Source organism: Thiococcus pfennigii (assembly GCF_016583835.1).
Classification (GTDB): domain Bacteria; phylum Pseudomonadota; class Gammaproteobacteria; order Chromatiales; family Chromatiaceae; genus Thiococcus; species Thiococcus pfennigii.
Map to the genome: position 1 here is coordinate 155,159 of NZ_NRRW01000002.1, position 17,114 is coordinate 172,272.

The 17,114-nt window shown below is 70.6% G+C and carries 14 protein-coding genes; 8 read left to right on the plus strand and 6 right to left on the minus strand.

The features are described 5' to 3' along the window. The first annotated feature begins 14 nt into the window (after positions 1 to 14). Positions 15 to 1,328: an ABC transporter permease gene (locus tag CKO41_RS01475; protein WP_200381028.1), complete on the plus strand. Its 1,314-nt coding sequence runs from the start codon at positions 15 to 17 to the stop codon at positions 1,326 to 1,328. 28 nt (positions 1,329 to 1,356) lie between these two features. On the opposite strand, the gene CKO41_RS01480 is transcribed toward CKO41_RS01475, so the two are convergent. Continuing rightward, the gene (locus CKO41_RS01480; RefSeq protein WP_200381029.1) at positions 1,357 to 4,548 is read right to left on the minus strand and encodes a bifunctional diguanylate cyclase/phosphodiesterase; all 3,192 of its coding nucleotides are present in this window, start codon (positions 4,546 to 4,548) and stop codon (positions 1,357 to 1,359) included. A 526-nt stretch (positions 4,549 to 5,074) separates the two neighbouring features. Here CKO41_RS01480 and CKO41_RS01485 point away from each other — a divergent pair. Genes CKO41_RS01485 through CKO41_RS01495 form a run of 3 tightly spaced genes read left to right on the plus strand, consistent with a single transcriptional unit; the run spans position 5,075 to position 7,393 of the window. Then, on the plus strand, positions 5,075 to 5,407 hold the full coding sequence (locus tag CKO41_RS01485) for a DUF2782 domain-containing protein (RefSeq protein WP_200253174.1): 333 nt from the start codon (positions 5,075 to 5,077) through the stop codon (positions 5,405 to 5,407). A 22-nt stretch (positions 5,408 to 5,429) separates the two neighbouring features. Continuing rightward, positions 5,430 to 6,014, plus strand: a complete 585-nt coding sequence (locus CKO41_RS01490) for a TRAP transporter small permease subunit (protein WP_200253172.1) — start codon at positions 5,430 to 5,432, stop codon at positions 6,012 to 6,014. After that, a complete protein-coding gene (locus tag CKO41_RS01495; RefSeq protein ID WP_200253170.1) occupies positions 6,014 to 7,393 on the plus strand; it encodes a TRAP transporter large permease in 1,380 nt (459 codons plus the stop codon). The genes CKO41_RS01490 and CKO41_RS01495 overlap by 1 nt, the downstream gene beginning before the upstream one ends. Before the next feature lie 240 nt (positions 7,394 to 7,633). On the opposite strand, the gene CKO41_RS01500 is transcribed toward CKO41_RS01495, so the two are convergent. The 4 genes from CKO41_RS01500 to CKO41_RS01515 form a co-directional block, all read right to left on the minus strand. Then, a complete protein-coding gene (locus tag CKO41_RS01500; RefSeq protein ID WP_200381030.1) occupies positions 7,634 to 7,990 on the minus strand; it encodes a PilZ domain-containing protein in 357 nt (118 codons plus the stop codon). Between the two features lie 105 nt (positions 7,991 to 8,095). Then, positions 8,096 to 9,481, minus strand: a complete 1,386-nt coding sequence (locus tag CKO41_RS01505) for an APC family permease (protein ID WP_200253166.1) — start codon at positions 9,479 to 9,481, stop codon at positions 8,096 to 8,098. Continuing rightward, a complete protein-coding gene (locus tag CKO41_RS01510) occupies positions 9,478 to 10,314 on the minus strand; it encodes an SAM-dependent methyltransferase (protein WP_200381031.1) in 837 nt (278 codons plus the stop codon). Before CKO41_RS01510 ends, CKO41_RS01505 begins: the two co-directional genes overlap by 4 nt. A gap of 49 nt (positions 10,315 to 10,363) precedes the next feature. Then, positions 10,364 to 12,337 (minus strand): TonB-dependent receptor domain-containing protein, encoded by a 1,974-nt coding sequence (locus tag CKO41_RS01515; protein WP_200381032.1) that lies wholly within the window; start codon positions 12,335 to 12,337, stop codon positions 10,364 to 10,366. Positions 12,338 to 12,454: 117 nt separating this feature from the next. Between CKO41_RS01515 and CKO41_RS01520 the strand changes: the two genes are divergently transcribed. The 3 genes from CKO41_RS01520 to CKO41_RS01530 all read left to right on the plus strand — a co-directional run bounded on the left by CKO41_RS01520 (position 12,455) and on the right by CKO41_RS01530 (position 15,124). Then, positions 12,455 to 13,369 carry a LysR family transcriptional regulator gene (locus CKO41_RS01520; RefSeq protein ID WP_200381033.1) on the plus strand — a complete coding sequence of 305 codons (915 nt, stop codon included), beginning with the start codon at positions 12,455 to 12,457 and terminating at the stop codon, positions 13,367 to 13,369. Positions 13,370 to 13,451: 82 nt separating this feature from the next. Continuing rightward, positions 13,452 to 14,318, plus strand: a complete 867-nt coding sequence (locus CKO41_RS01525; protein WP_200381034.1) for an SIR2 family protein — start codon at positions 13,452 to 13,454, stop codon at positions 14,316 to 14,318. A 194-nt stretch (positions 14,319 to 14,512) separates the two neighbouring features. Further along, a complete protein-coding gene (locus CKO41_RS01530) occupies positions 14,513 to 15,124 on the plus strand; it encodes a hypothetical protein (protein WP_200253157.1) in 612 nt (203 codons plus the stop codon). 122 nt (positions 15,125 to 15,246) lie between these two features. On the opposite strand, the gene CKO41_RS01535 is transcribed toward CKO41_RS01530, so the two are convergent. After that, entirely contained in the window at positions 15,247 to 16,056 is an 810-nt protein-coding gene (locus tag CKO41_RS01535) for a transglycosylase SLT domain-containing protein (protein ID WP_242463862.1), read from the minus strand. A 33-nt stretch (positions 16,057 to 16,089) separates the two neighbouring features. On the opposite strand from CKO41_RS01535, the gene CKO41_RS01540 reads away from it, so the two are divergent. Next, the coding region (locus tag CKO41_RS01540; protein WP_200381036.1) for a L,D-transpeptidase at positions 16,090 to 17,114 on the plus strand (1,025 nt) is incomplete at its 3' end.

The following is a 17,114-nucleotide window of genomic DNA, read 5'->3' on the forward strand; positions in this document are numbered from 1 at the left end:
GCGGGGCGCGAGCGATGGCCCACTTCGCCAAGCCCCTGCGCACGCTTGTCGGGTCCCTGGCCGGCCTGGCGCTCGCCGCCGGCTGGCTCTGGCAGCCGTTCCTGATGCTCGGACTGCTGGCCGGTCTGCTCTACTGGCTGGTCGCCGCCCGTCAGGGGCGCCAAGCGCTCGAGATCACCCGGGTCGGGCTCGCGACCATCCCGCAGCGGCTCGGGGCGACCTCGGTGGTCGTCGTCGGCATCGCCGGCGTGGTCGCCGTGCTGGTCGCGATGCAGGCGATGGCGGCCGGGTTCGAGGCGACCGTGACCCGGGCCGGCAACGACGAGACGGCCATCGTGCTGCGCGCCGGGGCCAACGCCGAGGTCTCCTCGGTCGTCGAGCGCTCGGCGGTACCGCTGATCATGCAGGCCCCGGGCGTGCGCCGCGACGCGCGCGATGTGCCGCTCGCGACGGCCGACGTGGTGCTGGTCGCGACGGTGCCGCGCCGCTCGACCGGGGCCGATGCGAACCTCGAGGTGCGCGGCATCGGGCCGCTCGCCTGGCAGGTGCGCCCGCAGGTGCGCATCGTCGCCGGGCGGCGCTTCGAGTCGGGGCGCCGAGAGCTGATCGTCGGGGAGGGGGCGCGGACCCAATTCCGGGGGCTGGAGATCGGCGACGAACTGCGGATGAACAATGAGGGCTGGCGGGTCGTCGGGGTCTTCGCCTCCGGCGACACCCACGAGTCGGAGGTCTGGACCGACGCCGAGACGCTCGCCGCCGCCCACCGCCGCAACGGCTTCCAGTCGGTCATCGCGGCCCTCGACTCGCCGGCGGCGATCGAGACGCTGCGCGCGGCGCTCGCCGCCGATCCCCGCCTGCGCGTCGACGTCGAGACGACGCGCACCTACTATAGGCAGCAGTCCGAGCGGCTGACGACGGCGATCCGCGCGATCGGCACCGGCGTGGCCGCGATCATGGCCCTCGGCGCCGTCTTCGGTGCCCTGAACACCATGTACACGGCCGTCTCGCAGCGCGCCCGCGAGATCGCGACGCTGCGCGCGCTCGGCTTCACGGCCGCCCCGGTCGTCGTTTCGGTCCTGCTCGAGACGATGGCACTCGCGCTCGCCGGCGGCCTGCTCGGCGCCGGCATCGCCTGGGCGCTCTTCAACGGCTTCACCGTCTCGACGCTCGGGTCGAACTTCAGCCAGGTGGTCTTCCAGTTCCAGGTCACCCCGGAGCTCCTCGGACGCGGCCTGCAATGGGCCCTCGGCATCGGGCTCCTCGGCGGCCTGCTACCGGCTCTGCGCGCCGCGACCCTGCCGGTGACGGTGGCGCTGCGCGAGTCCTGAGCAGGCTGGCGGCGCCGCGCGGCGCGCCCTACCGGTGCCGCGGCACGGGCGCCCCCTCGGGAGGCGACCCCACCGCCGGGGCCGCGGGACGCAGCCAGCGCTCGGCGAACGCCTCGGCGGACAGGGCGCGGTCGAACAGGAAGCCCTGTCCCAGGTCGCAGCCGATCGCGAGCAGGATCTCGCGCTGTTCCTCGGTCTCCACCCCCTCGGCGATGACCTCCAGGCCCAGGCTGCGCCCGAGGGCGACGATCGTCGCCGCCAGGATGCGATCGTCGGGATGCGCGGCGAGGTCACGCACGAAGCCGCGGTCGATCTTCACGGCCTGAATCGGCAGTCGCTTCAGATAGCCGAGGCTCGAGTACCCGGTACCGAAGTCGTCGATCGCAAGCTGCACGCCCAGCGCCCGCAGCGCGAGCAGGATCTCGCGGGTCCGGACCCCGCCGTCGAGCAGGCTCGACTCGGTCAGCTCCAGCGCCAGCGCCTCGGCCGGCACCTCGTAGCGCGTCAGCAGGGTCTCGATACGGGTCGCGAGCCGCGGGTCGCGAAAGTGTTGCGGCGACAGGTTGACGGCCACCGTGAGCGGCGGCAGGCCGGCGGCCCGCCAGGCGGCGAGCTGGCCGATGACCGCCTCGAGGATCCAGTCGCCGATCTCGACGATCAGGTGGCTGGCCTCGGCGACCGGGATGAAACGATCCGGCGGGATCAACCCCCGCTCGTCGTGACGCCAGCGGATCAGGGCCTCGGCGCCCACCAGTCGGCCGTCGGCGAGTCGCACCTTCGGCTGATACCAGGCGAGCATGCCGCCGGTGGCGATCGACCTGCGCAGGTCGGACTCCAGGACGAGGCGCTCGACGGCCGCGGCGTTCATTTCCGGCGTGAAGAAGACCCGGGTGGCACGGCCCTCGAGCTTGGCCTGATGGAGGGCCGTATCGGCGTTCCTCAGCAGTTCGGCCATCGTCTTGCCGTCCTGCGGAGAGATGGCGATGCCGATCGACAGGGTGATCCGCACCATCTGCCCGGCCAGGTCGAACGGCTCCTGGAAGGCGTCGATGAGCCGCTCGGCCGCGCGCAGCGCCCCATCGCGCCCGGTCTCGGGCAGCAGCAACGCGAACTCGTCGCCGCCGAGTCGCCCGACGGTGTCGGTATCGCGGCTCGCCGCGCGCAACCGCGCGGCGACCTGCAGCAGCAGGTCGTCGCCGACGGCGTGGCCGAGCGAATCATTGATGCCCTTGAAGTGATCGAGGTCGACGGCCAGCACCGCCAGTGTCCCGCGACGATTCTCCGCGAGCGCCAGGGCCAGATCGCCGCGCCGGTTCAGCAGGACCCGATTCGGCAGATCCGTCAAGGCGTCGTAGTGGGCCAGGTGCTCGATGCGGTGCTCGGTCTCCTTCTGGTGGGTGATGTCGGCACCGACGATGACGTAATGGGTCAATTCCCCCTCGTCGCCGCGGACCTCGCTGACGGTGGCGACCATGACGAAGACCGCACCGTCCTGGCGCCGGTTGACGAGTTCGCCCTGCCAGACCCCGTCGCGACCGACTGCGCGCCAGATCCCCGCATAGAAGGCCGTCGCCTGGCGGCCGGCATGCAGAAAGGTCGGCTCGCGCCCCAGGGCCTCGGCCTCCGGATAGCCGCTCAGGCGCGTGAAGGCCGGATTGACCGCGACGATCCGTCGCCCGGTATCCATGACCAGGATCGCATCGTGCACCGCCTCGAAGACCGCCGCCGCGAGGCGGCGGCGCTCGCTGGCGCGGCGCCGCTCCGAGATCTCGGTGAAGAAGATCGCGACCGCATCGCCGGCGGATTGGAAGGCCGTGATCTCGTAGAGGCCGTCGATCGAACCATCGGGGTAGCGGATCTCCGGCCAATAGCGGACGCCGCCCGCGCGCGCCAGCCGGCGCAGGGTCGCGGGGAACGAGGTGCCCCGCAGCGCCGGGAAGAGCGCCTCGAGGGGGCGGCCGATCGCATCGCCCGCGGGCCAGCCGAGGGTCGCGTGCGCGACCCGGTTGGCGACCCGCAGGACCAGCCGACCGTCGGGGAGGAGGTCGAAGAGCAGGCAGCCCCAGGGGGCATGATCGAGGATGCTGCGCAGGCGCCGCTCGTTCTCCTGGAGGGCGACGTCCCGGGCGGCCGCCAGGGCCTCGGCCCGCGCACGCCGCGCCGAGAGCCGGTAGAGCGCCCCCGCCAGGAACAGGGTCGCCGAGAGCCCGAGGACCAGCATCCAAGGGGTCGTCGTGGACGCATGGGCCGGCAGACCGAGGCCATCGAGGATCGCCAGCGTCACCGTCAGGCCGATCAGGGCCGCGACCGTTGCCGTGCCCCAGGCCGAGGCCGCCCCCGACCGCCCGCGCAGCCGGCCCGCATTGGATGTGGCCACCGCGACCAGCCAGGCCAGGGCCGCCAGACCGAGGATGCCGATCATCGTGCGGCTCGTGCGCCGCGCGGTCACCGCGATGTCGTCGCGCACGGCGACCCGCAATAGCGCCGCGGGTCGCCCGTCGAGTCCATCGAGGACGACCGAGAGCACACCCGACGGCTCGGGCCCGGTGGAAAGGAACCGGCGCCGCCCGGCGCCCTCCGCTGGAGGATCCTCGGCGGCAAGGAGCGCGAAGCGCAGGCCGGCGCGCTGGCCGAGGGTTCGCTGCCAGTCCGCATCGGCACGCAACCCGACGAGGAGCACCGCCCATGGCGGACCGCGGCCCGCCGCCGGCACGGGATGCAGGGCCACCAGCAGGGGCCCGTCGCGGCTGGCCACCAGGCCGGCCGCCCCCCGTCCCTCGCCGCGGGCCTGGCGCAGCGGCCCGCTCAGGGCCGGGGCGGCCACGAGTGCATCGCCCCCCCTGCCCGAGTCGCCGGCCGGGGCCGGCCGACCGGCCCGGGCGAGGACCTCGCCCGCCGGCCCAACGAGGGCGGCGAGGTCGATCGGCTCGGGACAGGCACCGACGGACTCGTCCTCGGGCGCGACGCGACCGCCGGGCGCGCCGGGCGCATCGGTGCCGGCGAGGGCGGCACGGGCGGCCCGACAGGCCGCCGCCGAGGCCAGCCGGACCAATTCGCCCTCGACGAGGAGACGGGCGCGCACCAGGTCCTCCCCGGCCTGGGCGCGCTGCACGCGCTCGAAGGCCCGCTGGACGACGAGCCGGTCGACGGCGACGATGATCGACAGTACCGCGACGAAACCGACGATCGCCCAAGCGACGGCGCGCAATCGTTCCGACATGACGAGATCCTTCCGTGTGCGAGTCCGATCGAATGGGGCGCCCCAACGCGCGCATCCAGCCGCGACGGCGAGCCGGATCCATCGGGGCCATCCCGCCGGCGGCATGGCGACGACGCCCGGCGGGCGCTGCGAACCCTGCGTAGCGCCCGCGGCATTCGGCCCACGCTGGTTGGCCTGCCCCGGGGGCACGATCGCCTCGATTCTACGCAGCCCGGCGACCGGCGTTCACACTGGGACCCGACCACAGCGAAGAACTGTGAACCAAGAGCCAGATTCGCGCCCACGCCGCGGGCAGGCGAGCGCGGATCTCCCTTGGTTCCCTCGGGCGGCAACGAGACCGTTTTCGGTATACCATCTGCGTTGCGCCGGACGAGGCGACCGCGCGGCCATGGGGCGAAGGTCCGAGCCCGGGTCGGCGATGCGCTCCAATCGCGACGGCCCCACCGCACAGAGACGGCAGCCTCGGTAGGCCGCGGCGGTCCCTGTCCAGCTTCCTCAAATCCACATGGAGTCGGCCCTCAGTCCAATGAACAAGCTGCCCATCCTCCTCGCGCTCGGCCTGTTCGCGGCCGCGGCGCTGGCCGACGATGACCTGATGCAGGAATACCTCTCGGCCCCGGCCCTGCCGCCGGCCTCGCTGACCGACGACGCCGTCGAACCGGAGGTCACCATCATCGAGCGCGGCCAGGACGTCATCTACGAGTACCGGGTGCGCGGCCAGCTGTACATGGCCAAGATCATCCCCGTCGCCGGACCGCCCTACTACCTGCTCGATACCGACGGCGACGGGGCCCTCGACACCCGCGACGACCAGCCATGGAACATGGCCACGCAGCAGTGGCTCCTGTTCGATTGGTAGGATGGGCCGCCGCCGGGACCCCATGAACGCAGGCCCAGCCCACGGCCCCCGCTGGGCGGCCCTGATCGGCGCCCTGGAGCGGATCAACGACCTCGTCGGCCGCACCGTCGCCTGGTTGGCCCTGGCGATGGTCGCAGTCACCTTCCTCGTCGTCGTCCTGCGCTACCTCTTCGACCTCGGCTGGATCGCGCTGCAGGAGTCGGTCACCTACATGCACGCGCTCCTCTTCATGCTAGGCATCGGCTATGCGCTGCGCCACGACGGCCACGTGCGGGTCGACATCTTCTACCAGCGCCTCTCGCCGCGCGGGCGCGCCTGGGTCGACCTCCTGGGGACGCTGCTGCTGCTCTTCCCGGTCTGCCTATTCATCGCCTGGATGGCCTGGGACTATGTCGCCGCCTCCTGGGCCGTCGCCGAGGCGTCGCGGGAGGCGGGCGGGCTGCCCGGGGTCTACCTGCTCAAGGCGCTGATCCTGGTCATGCCGGCCCTGGTGATGGTCCAGGGGCTCGCGACGGCGCTGCGCAATGCGCTGTTCCTCGCCGGAATCGCCGTCCCGGACGCGGACGCGGATGCGGATGCGTCTGAGCGCGAGCGGGGCGCCGGCTGATGGCCGACTGGCTGCCGCTGCTGCTGTTCGTCGCGGTCGGGCTCACGCTGCTGCTCGGCTATCCGGTGGCCCTGTCGCTCGGCGGCAGCGCCCTGTTGTTCGCCCTGCTCGGGATGGCCTTCGACCTCTTCGATCCGGCCTTCCTCGAGGCGCTGCCCAACCGCCTCTACGGGATCATGACCAACGAGACCCTGATCGCGGTCCCGCTGTTCGTCTTCATGGGCGTCATGCTCGAGCGCTCGCGCATCGCCGAGGACCTGCTCGACACCATGGCCACCCTGTTCGGTCCGCTGCGCGGCGGGCTGGGGATCGCCGTCGTACTGGTCGGCGCCCTGCTCGCGGCCAGCACCGGCATCGTCGGCGCGACCGTCGTCACGATGGGCCTGCTGGCGCTGCCGGCGATGCTGCGTCGCGGCTACGACCCGCGGCTCGCGGCCGGCACCATCTGCGCGTCCGGCACCCTCGGGCAGATCATTCCCCCCTCGATCATCCTGGTCCTGCTCGGCGACATCCTGTCGTCGTCCTACCAGGAGGCGCAACTGAAGATGGGCATCTTCGCGCCGGAGACCGTCTCGGTCGGCGACCTCTTCGTCGGCGCCCTGGTGCCTGGCCTCCTGCTCGTGGTCCTCTATATCGGCTATCTGGCCGCGGTCGCCTGGCTGCGACCCGGCGCGGCACCGGCGATCCCGCGCACCGAACGCGCACGCGACAGGACCGCGCTGTGGGGACGGGTGATGCGGGTGATGGTCCCGCCGCTGGCGCTGATGGTGGCGGTGCTGGGCTCGATCATGGCCGGGCTGGCCACGCCGACCGAGGCGGCCTCCGTGGGCGCCGTGGGGGCACTGGCGCTCGCGGCGCTCCAGCGGCGCCTGACGCTCGCCGGCCTGCGCGAGGTAGTTCGGCGCACGACGATCGTCTCGAGCATGGTCTTCTTCATCTTCGTCGGCGCCGCGATCTTCTCGCTCGTCTTCCGCGGCCTCGACGGCGATCGGCTGGTGACCGACTTCCTGACCGGTCTGCCGGGCGGGACCGTTGTGGCGCTGGCCTTCGTGATGTTGACCCTCTTCCTGCTCGGCTTCATCCTCGACTTCATCGAGATCACCTTCGTGGTCGTGCCGATCGTCGCGCCCGTGCTGCTCGCGATGGGCGTCGATCCTGTCTGGCTCGGGATCATGATCGCGATCAACCTCCAGACCTCGTTCCTAACGCCACCCTTCGGCTTCTCGCTCTTCTACTTCCGCGGCGTCGCGCCGGCGACCCTGACCACCGGCCAGATCTACCGGGGCGCGCTGCCGTTCATCGCGATCCAGTTGCTGGTCCTTCTGCTCCTCGCGCTCGCGCCCAGTCTCGCGACCTGGCTGCCGGACGCGCTCTACTGACCGTCGGGCAAGCCCCAAGACCAAGGGAGACACGACGCCAAGGCTTGGGCATCGCCCGCAACAGAAGGGGGCAAGGTCGCCATGCGCCCCGGGCCTGGCTGGGCACGACCCGAGCAGGGCCCGATGGACGGCTCACCGCCGACGCTCGACCGCCAAGCGAAGGGGCGATGGCGCGCCGGAGACGACTCTCACCCCCGAGGACGCGGCGACAGGGATGGGCGGACGCGATGCTGCGGGGGATCAGTACAGGGAGGACGGCTCGCGGGCGGGGATCGCCGGACGGTGCGGCCGGTGCGCCAGTTCGTGGGCACCGATCAGGCCGCGGTAGAGTTCGTCCTGGGGGTCGCGGAACATCACCCCGATGCCGCCGCCCTGGTGGTGGATGACGATCGCCGGGATCAGCCATTCCCGCCCGAGGCACTGGAGCTCCAACTCGACGAGGGTCCCCGTGGGCAGGGTCACGGCCCGCACGTCCAGATACATGCCCTGCTCGGACAGGTTCCGCGCCCGCGCATGCGAGAAGCGACGGCGCCGATAGCGGATCTGGACTTGCAGGTCAATGGCATAGCGCTTGCCGTATCGGCGCTCGACGGACATGATCGGACTCTCCAGGGTTCTTTCTCCTTCTTCTAAAACATCTTAGATGCAAAACTTGACGACCGAGTTCCATCGACGTGACCGAACGGTGACACGGCCGCACCGTCACCCGGACGCGCCCGTGTCGGCGCGCTTCGTCGCCTCCGATCGAAACAGCCAGTACAGCGCCACCCCCGCCACCAGCGTCGCGACACCGTAGAACGCCACCACCGGACGGCTCGCCAGCGTGTAGACGAGGATCCACAGGTTGCCGGCGATGAACAGGAGCGGCGTGAGCGGATAGCCGAGGGTGCGGTACGGCCGCGGCGCCTCGGGACACAGGTGGCGCAGGCGCATCAGGCCGGCGACCGTCAGCGCCGCCGAGAGCGAGAGCGTGAAGCCGATGTAGATCAGCAGCGCGTCGTAGGCGGCGGCGAGGATCATCAGGATCGCGATCGCCGCCTGTAACAGGATCGCCTGGGCCGGCGTGCGCCGCGCCACGTGGACGCGGCCGAAGCGACGAAAGAAGAGCCCGTCGCGCGCCATCGCATAGTAGACCCGCGGCCCGGCCATGATCATCGCGCTCAGCACCGAGAGCAGCCCGAGCGCGATCGCCAGGCCGAAGAGGGTGCCGATCCCGCCCCCGAAGAGGGCCGCGGCGGCCGCCGTGCCGATCTCCAGGACACCGCGCATCGCCGCCGGCGGCAGGGCGTAGACGTAGACGAGATTGAGCGCCAAGTAGAGGACGACGACCAGAGCGGTGCCGAGCGCCAGGGCACGCGGCAGATTGCGCCCCGGATCGCGGATCTCGCCGCCGAGGTAGGCCGCGGCGTTCCAGCCGCTGTAGGCGAACGAGACGAAGATCAGCGCCACGGCGAAGTCGGCAGCACTGCCGGAGACATCGGGCAACGTCCGCCCCAGGTGACCGAAGTCGCCGCGCCCGACGGCCAGACCGGCACCGATGAAGAGGAGGATCAGCCCAAGCTTGAAGGCCGTGAGCCAATTTTGCACACCCTGCCCGAGGCGCAGGCTGTGGTAGTGCACGAGCGAGAGCAGGACGACGACGGCACAGGCCAGCACGGTGATCGGCGACAGGCTGAACCAGGGCCGCCCGCCAAACTCGACGACCAGCCAGGGCGCCTGGCCGCTGCCGAGGAGATAGGTCGCGAACGCGATCGCGGCGGCCGCGATCGGCGCCGAGAAGCCGACAATCAGCGAGATCCAGCCCGAGACGAAGGCCGGCAGCGGGCCGAAGGCCCGGCGCAGATAGGCGTACTCGCCGCCGGCCCTCGGCAGCATGGCCCCGAGTTCGCCGTAGCAGAGCGCCCCAGCCAGCGCGAAGAGACCGCCGACCAGCCAGCAGGCGAGGAGCGCCTTAGGGCTGCCGAGCTCGGCGAGGATGAAGCCCGAGGTCGTGAAGATGCCGCTGCCGATCATGTTGGCGATGACCAACACGGTCGCCGAGCCGAGCCCCATCTCGCGGCGCAGGCCGCCCGCCGCCAACTCCGTCATCGTAGGAAGTCGCCGACGTAGATCAGGTGTTCGAACGGCAGATCCGCCCCGCCGACCCGCTCGAGGATGGTGTCGAGGGTCGCCTTCAGCACCTGCTCGCGCTCGGCATAGCCGGCGTGGCTGACGATCGCGATCGGCGTCTCGCCCGGGTACTGGCGGCGCAACTGCTCGATCACCTCGGGCAGCTGCGAACGCATCGTGAAGAGCACCATGGTCGAGCGGGTCTCGGCCAGCTTCTCGAGGGTGTCGCGGCTGCCCTCGCCGCGCCGCCCGGCGGCCGCCGTCAGGATCACCGAACGGCTCCCGTCGCCGTCGGTGAGGCTCCGCCCAAGGGCCGCATTGGCCGCATTGAAGCTCGATATGCCGGGCACGACGACCGGATCGAGATCGGCGAACTCGCGCAGGTAGCCGATCTGCGGGCCGTAGATGGTCGGATCCCCGTAGTCGATGACGGCCACTCTCTTGCCGGCGGCGACGGCCTCGCGGACGAGGCGGCGCACCTGCGCCTCCTGGGCTGCGACCGTCTCGCCGTCTCGGGCACGCCGCCCAAGCGGGCGGAACAGGCCGTGGCCGGCCTCGTGCAGATCCTTGCCGCGCAGCAGCTCGCCGTACTGCTCGCGCAACCGCTCCATGCCGAGGACGATGTCGGCGCCGGCGATGGTCTTCTGAGCGCGCACCGTGATGTTGTCCGGGTCGCCGATGCCGAGGCTGACGAGATAGAGCTGGCCGCGCTTCCTGTCGTCCTCCGCCCAGGCCAGCGGCGCGGCGAGCAAGGCGCAGAGGATGGTCAGGACGCCGATGGCCGCGGCACGGCGGCATGAGACACGGTTCATGGGGGTGACTCCTAGCTTCTGGTTCAGGTCTTGGTGTAGGGATGAAGGATCAGAATCGGTAGCTCGCCGCGAGGCGGACGTCGCGTCCGGGCTCCTCGACGATACCGGTCGTGCTGCTGGCGATCGTGGCCTGATCGGCGTAGCGCCGATCGAACAGATTGTGGATCGCGAGCGCCAAGGTCAGGCCGGGCAGGTGGCGCGGCTGCCACTCGGCCTGCACGTCGTGCAGAACGTAGCCCGGGCGCTCCTCCTCGCCGTCGGGGACCTCGTCCAGACGCCCGACCGCGGTCAGGGTGTAACCGAGGGTGAAGTCTTCGCGCACCACCCAGCGGTTGTCCCAGACGAGGCGGTCGCCGGTGGCCGCACCCTTGCGCCGGATGATTCCGGCCGGCTCGCCGTCGTCGTCTTCGAGGTCGACGCTGGCGAACGCAAGGCGCGTCTGGTACCCGCGCCAGCCCCAGCCGGCGCGGATCTCGTAGCCGCGCGCGTGCAGGGTATCTGGGTTGTTGATGATCGCGGTGACCGCCCCCCCGCCACCGCCGACCCGCTCGATGGTGTTGCGCAGACGGGTGTTGAAGACGGTGACCTCGGCATCGACGCGGTCGTCCGCGCGCAGCAGGCCGCTCGTCTGGTAGCGCACACCGCCCTCGCTGCGATAAGACTCCTCGGGCTCGAGCCCCTGACCGTCGTTGAATAGGGTGCTCTCGTCGATCCGCGCCATCCAAGCGACCGGGATGATGCCGCTGCCGCGCACCGCCTCGCCGTAGCCGGCGAAGAGGGTCCAGTCGCGCGCCACCTCGTAGTCGACATTGACGTTCGGCGAGACGCGGTTGCCGCTCAGGGTGTGCGGACCGTACTCGGCCGAGAAGTCGTCGAAGCGTGCCCCGAACGAGAGGCCGAGGCGCCCCAGGGTCATGCGGTCCTGTATGAACAGTCCAAGGTTCTCGGATTCCATGTCGACCGAAGCGCCGGCGGAGTCCTCGCTGGTGCCGTCTTCTTGGAAGTAGTCGGCGCCGATCGTCAGACGATGATCTGTCGCACCCAGCGCGAAGCGCAGCGTATTGCGCAGCTCGCCACCGATCTCGTCGCTCTCGACCTCGGTACCCCTGTCCTGGTCCTCCAACGAGACCTGGTTGCGATAGACATTGGCGCGCCGATCGAGCAGCGGATTGTCGGACCGGAAGCGATGATCCAGGCTCAAGGTGTTGCGCTCCCAGCGCTGATAGACGGGCACCGAGTCCTCCGGGGCATAGCCCATGTCGCTGCCGTGGCTGCCCCAGAGGTAGAGGCCGGCATTGGTGTTGCGCTCCGCGCTCAGGCGCAACGCATGGCCGTCGGTGCCGAGCCGGCTCAGCTTGAGGAAGTAGTCGCGGTCCTTCCCGGCCGAGTTCGGCACCTCGCCACCGCCGCCGATGCGATAGTCCTCACGATTGATCGCACTGACATGGGCGAGGAGCGCCAGATCCGGGGCCACGCGCCCGTAGGCCGTAGCGCTGCCCTGCCAGGAGCGGTCGGCGCTCGCATAGCCGCCCTTCAGGGTGGCGCCCTTGTCACGCCCGGCCGCAAGCAGGTCCTGGGCGTCGACCGTCTCGAAGCGGATCGCGCCGCCGAGCGCCCCGGGACCGCGGTCGGCGGCGGTGCCCGTATCGACCTCGACCCGCTTGAGCAGGTCCGGGTCGATACCGCCGATGCCGCCGCGGTGCTGATGCAGGTTGCGCCCCTGGCGGGCCCCGTCGACCGTGATGTTGAGGTTGCTGCCCTCGATGCCGCGCAGATAGATGCGCTGGGCGTTGCGGGCCCCGCCGCCGACGGCGACCGAGGGCTCGTCCTTGAAGACGTCGGCGACGTCGGTCGCAAGGTTGCGCCGGATCTGTTCGATCGGGATCTCCTTGCCCTCGGCGCTCGCCTCGGCGTGCACCTCGATCGCTGGGAGCTGCGCGTCCTGCGCCGCCGCTCCCGGGGCCTGACCGGTCAGACCATAAGCGGAGAGCATCCCCAACGAGACCAAAGCGTGGCGTTTCATCGCATTCCTATTCCAGCTAATCTAGAATGATTCTCACTACCTAAAGATATGGTAATCATCCCGAGCGGCCAGGGAAGCCTCGGCAGTGGAACGGGCCGTTCCCGAAATGCAACCCCAATGAGCGACTTCGACGCCCTCCGCGCCCTGCTCGCGCTGGCACGACACGACACACTCAGCGCCGCCGCCCGGGCGCTCGGTGCCCCGAAATCGACGCTGAGCCGCCGCCTGGCGGCACTGGAAGAGGGGCTCGGCCAGCGCCTCACGCGGCCCGACGGCGGGCGCCTAACCCTGACCGAGGCAGGGCGGCGCTACGCGTATTATTCCGAGCGGATCCTGGCACTCGCCGAGGAGGGGCGGCGTGAGGTGCAGGCGATCTCGTGCGAGATGGCCGGGGAGGTGCGGGTCTGGATCAGCCACGGAATGACTAGGGGCTGGACGACGCGGATGCTGAACGAGGTCCTGACTTGCCATCCAGGGCTGACGCTCGACGTGAGGGTCCTGCCGAGCGGTGCACTGCCGGACGAAACCGGGACCGATCTCTGGATCAGCTGCGACGCGCGGAGCGCCCCCAGCCTCAGGCGGCTGCCGCTCGGACGCTGGCGCCGGCGCCTCTACACCTCGGCCGCGCCGGACTGCGCGTGCCGCAGGCTCGCCGACCCTAGCACCGTGGAGCAGTGCCCGTGGATCGGGCTCGCGAGCGAGCCGCCCGAGGTCGTCCTGCATCACTCGGGGAGCCGACAGGCGCACAGGTTGCGGCCACGGGCGCGCCTGCGCGTCGACTCGATCGAGATGCTCGCCGACGGCATCGCCCGCGGCTACGGCATTGGCATCCTACCCTCCTGGCTCGCCGAGTGCCCCCGCCACGGCCTGCGCGGCAGCTACGCGCGGGTCCTCGCCGACTGGGAGGGCTCGCCAGTGGAGCTGTCTCTGCATGTGCCGCACGGCCCCAGGCCGAGGCGCACCGACGTCCTGATCGAGTACCTGCGTGCCAACCTCCCGCGGCGCTGGACCTTCACCGACACGACCGGGTAGCAGACGCCGTGGCGCCAAGAAACGGCACGACACTTGCCTGGGACACCGACGTAGCCGTTTCCCTCAGTGAGGAGCAGAAAAGATGTCCCAGGAGATCCTAGAGCAGCTCGCCGCCGGCCTAGCCTGCGGCGAGCTAGTCCCCTACCTCGGCCCCGGGGCGCTGGCCGATGTCGTCGACCCGGCGACCGGGGAGCCGATCCCGGCCGACAGCGAGCACATGATCCTGGCGATGAACAACGGCCGCCCCATGTCGGCACGCCTGATGTGGGAGTTCTCGCGGGCGGCGATGAACGTGGAGCTCAAGCGCGGGCGCGGGGCGGTCAACCGCTTTCTCGTGCGGACCTACGGGGAGCGCACCTGGACCCGGGCACCGCTGCACGATTGGCTGGCCGGGATCCACCCACCCTACGTCATCGACATCAATCGCGACACCCAGCTTCAGGATTCCTATCGTGCGACCCCTCACACCCTGGTGCGCGGCATCGCGCGGATCGGTGGCACTCCCTACCGGTTTCTGATCCACGAATGGGATGGCGATACCTACCGCGAAGTGCCGCAGGAGGGGGTCGACCGCCGCCTGCCAGTCCTCTTCAAGCCCCTGGGCAGCCCAGTGCCGGACCCGACCTTCATCGCCTCGGACGCCGACTTCGTCGACTACATCACCGAACTGATGGGCGGTTTCGCGATCCCGAGCTTCCTCAAGGACTACCGGATCGGACGCCAGTATGTCCTACTCGGCCTGCGCCTGACGCGCGACACCGAGCGCATGATCCTCTCGAACCTGATCTACGCGGCCGGCCGCCCGGCCGGCTGGGCCCTGATCGCCGAGCCTACGGCCAAGGAGCGGCGCTTCTGCGCGCGCCAAGGGATCGAGATCGTCGAGGCCGGCATCCCCGCACTCCTCGCCGCCGCCGCAACACGCGACGGGCAAATCGAGGCGCCAGCGTAGCGCGCGAGGACGGCGCACGCTGCACCGCCACCGGGCATGACAGGGAGGCGCGGCTCAAGCCCACCTGTCTGGACAAGCGTCGCCCGGCTCGCCAGAATCCGTCTCGACGTGCCCCGCGCAGACCCGCCGCCTCCCCTGCGACACTGCGCACCGTCCCGCCAGACCACACCGAATCACGACGAGGATCACCGATCATGACCGGATTCCAACGCGCCCGCACCGCCCTGGCCCTCGCCGCCCTGCTCGGCAGCGGCCCGCTCCTGGCCGACGAGGTCCACGAGCAACTCGATGCCGCCCGGTCCTCGTACGATGCCGGCGACCTGCGCGGTGCCGTGCAGGCCCTTCAATTCGCGGTGACCAAGATCCAGGAGCAGATGACGGGCAAGCTATGGCAACTCCTGCCCGAACCGCTGGCCGGCTGGCAGGCCGACGAGCCTCAGTCGCAGAGCGCGGGCCTGCTGAGCGCGATCGCCGGGACCAATCTGAGCCGCCGCTACTACAACGACGACGGCGCCGAGATCGAAATCGCCATCATGGCCGACTCCCCGATGCTCGGCATGATGGGCATGATGTTCTCCTCGCCCTACATGATGCAGGCGACCCCCGGCACCACGGCCTTCACCCACCAGGGCTATCGCGGCATCGCCGAGCACGCCAAGGGCTCGGGCGACTGGGACATGAAGCTGATGGTCGGCACCCGCGTCTATCTCAACCTGACGGGCAGCGGCCTGGCCGACGACAAGCCGCTCAAGGCCTATCTGGAGGCGATGGATCTGGCCGCGATCGAGAAGGCCATGACGGAGTGAGGCGAGTTCGGATGGGTGCGGCTTCAGCCGCACGAAGGCCACGACCCGGGGCGTCTGGCCATGGATCGCGTTGCGGCTGAAGCCGCACCTACACCGCACATGCACCGTGAGTCCGGCAGACCTCAGCGCATGCGGCAACGCCGCAACTGCTCGCCGTAGGTGCGCGCGTCCTCATCGACGCGACGGGCCACCGCGACCAGCCAGTCCTTGCGGCGATAGCTGCCGCGCTGGAAGCCCGTGTGACCTTCGTGGTAGGCGAGGTACTGGTTGTAGCCGTCCCACTTGGAGATGCCGAGCAATCGTTGGCTGAGATCCGTGTACCAGCCGACGAAATCGGCGGCGTCGGCGAAGTCGGTGCGCTTGGCATTGCTCCGGCCCGTCTGCTCGCGATACCAATTCCAGGTGCCATCGATCGCCTGCGAATAGCCGTAAGCGCTGGAGGTGCGGGGTCGAGCGTCGTGCCGGAAGGAAGACTCGTTGCGGATGATCGCGAGCTGGACCTGCATCGGCGTGCCCCAGCGGCGTTCGGCGCGCCGCGTCGCCTTGTGCCACTTCGGCTTCTCCGCAAAGATCGCGCAGGCGTCATCGGGCTGGCGCGGCGGCTTCGGCGCGCCAGCGCAACCGACGAGGAGGCCGCCGGCGAGCGTGAGCGAGATCCACAGCCGGACGCTCGCAAGGCGCCATCGAGGGCCGAACGGGCGATCGGCCCAGGCATTCCCGCGCGATGAGCAGACGCTTATCATCGTCCCGGACAACTCGGTTGGCGGCCACCGGCCGCCGGGCTGTATTTTGCCGCCACCAGGCCCAAAATGCTCGGAAACGGCGGCACGACCCCGCGCACGCGGGGCGACGCGATAGCCGACCTCGGCGCCCGAGGCACCGGCACCGGCACCGGGCGCCCGCAGACCGCGCCGTTCATCGATCGTCACCATGATGGCCGATCGGCAGAACCCAGGATGAAGACCATGCCGTACATCCAGACCGGCCTCCGGGCCGCCGCCCTCGCCCTCCTGACGGGCACCCTCGCCGGCTGCGGGACGCTCGACCTTCCCGGCCTACGGGGCACACAGTGGGCCGCTGCACCACCGGAGCCGACCACACAGCCGACGACCGCCGAGGAAGAGCCGACCCCGCCGCCGCCGGAGAAGCCGAAACCGGGCCAGCTCTACGACTGGGAAGGCGACAGCCGCAAGGTCTCGCGCGTCGTCATCGACGTCGACCAGCAGCGCGCCCGTTTCTACGACGGCGACGAGCAGATCGGCTGGGCCACCGTCGCGACCGGCGTGAAGGCATTCCCTACCCCGACCGGCCAGTTCGAGGTCATCGAGAAGGTCGCCGACAAACGCTCGAATCTCTACGGCAAGATTTACAACAAAGCCGGGCGCGTCATCAAGTCGAACGCGCGCCAAGGCCGCGACCGGATCCCCGAAGGCGGGCGCTTCGCCGGCGCCCAGATGCCTTACTTCATGCGCCTGACCTACGACGGCGTCGGCCTGCACGCCGGCCCGATCCCGCGCCCCGGCCACCCAGCCTCGCATGGTTGCATCCGCCTGCCGCCGAACCTCGCGCCGGTCCTGTTCGCCCACGTCGACCACGGCACGCCAGTGACCATCGTCGGCTCCGGCCCCTCCTACGGCGACTATGTCGAGAAGATGCGCATCGCCGCGGCCCGCGAACGCGCCACCCGCGAACGCGCGGCGGCCGAACGCGCGGCCGCTGAGGAGGCCAGCGCAACACCGCCGATGACGCTCGCCGCCGGCGAGCCGGGGACCTCCCCCACCGCAGCGACCTCGCGAGAGAGCGGACCCTCGGCGACCGCGCCCGTCCAGACCACCGAGCCCCCGACGGCGCCGTCGGCGGGCGACGAGCGGGTCATCCCGCCAGCGACCGAGCCCGACGGCGCGGCACAGGTCGCGGCCGAGGCCACCCCCGAAGCGAACACGCAACCGGAGACGACATCGGTGGCGCCCGCCTCTCCGAGCGCCGCCGC

Bases quoted from the DNA above. Each gene is read 5' to 3' on its own strand.
- CKO41_RS01485 (WP_200253174.1), top strand. From the start codon at position 5,075: ATGAACAAGCTGCCCATCCTCCTCGCGCTCGGCCTGTTCGCGGCCGCG.
- CKO41_RS01510 (WP_200381031.1), bottom strand. From the start codon at position 10,314: ATGAACCGTGTCTCATGCCGCCGTGCCGCGGCCATCGGCGTCCTGACC.
- CKO41_RS01490 (WP_200253172.1), top strand. From the start codon at position 5,430: ATGAACGCAGGCCCAGCCCACGGCCCCCGCTGGGCGGCCCTGATCGGC.
- CKO41_RS01520 (WP_200381033.1), top strand. From the start codon at position 12,455: ATGAGCGACTTCGACGCCCTCCGCGCCCTGCTCGCGCTGGCACGACAC.
- CKO41_RS01495 (WP_200253170.1), top strand. From the start codon at position 6,014: ATGGCCGACTGGCTGCCGCTGCTGCTGTTCGTCGCGGTCGGGCTCACG.
- CKO41_RS01500 (WP_200381030.1), bottom strand. From the start codon at position 7,990: ATGTCCGTCGAGCGCCGATACGGCAAGCGCTATGCCATTGACCTGCAA.
- CKO41_RS01530 (WP_200253157.1), top strand. From the start codon at position 14,513: ATGACCGGATTCCAACGCGCCCGCACCGCCCTGGCCCTCGCCGCCCTG.
- CKO41_RS01535 (WP_242463862.1), bottom strand. From the start codon at position 16,056: ATGGTGACGATCGATGAACGGCGCGGTCTGCGGGCGCCCGGTGCCGGT.
- CKO41_RS01515 (WP_200381032.1), bottom strand. From the start codon at position 12,337: ATGAAACGCCACGCTTTGGTCTCGTTGGGGATGCTCTCCGCTTATGGT.
- CKO41_RS01505 (WP_200253166.1), bottom strand. From the start codon at position 9,481: ATGACGGAGTTGGCGGCGGGCGGCCTGCGCCGCGAGATGGGGCTCGGC.
- CKO41_RS01525 (WP_200381034.1), top strand. From the start codon at position 13,452: ATGTCCCAGGAGATCCTAGAGCAGCTCGCCGCCGGCCTAGCCTGCGGC.
- CKO41_RS01475 (WP_200381028.1), top strand. From the start codon at position 15: ATGGCCCACTTCGCCAAGCCCCTGCGCACGCTTGTCGGGTCCCTGGCC.
- CKO41_RS01480 (WP_200381029.1), bottom strand. From the start codon at position 4,548: ATGTCGGAACGATTGCGCGCCGTCGCTTGGGCGATCGTCGGTTTCGTC.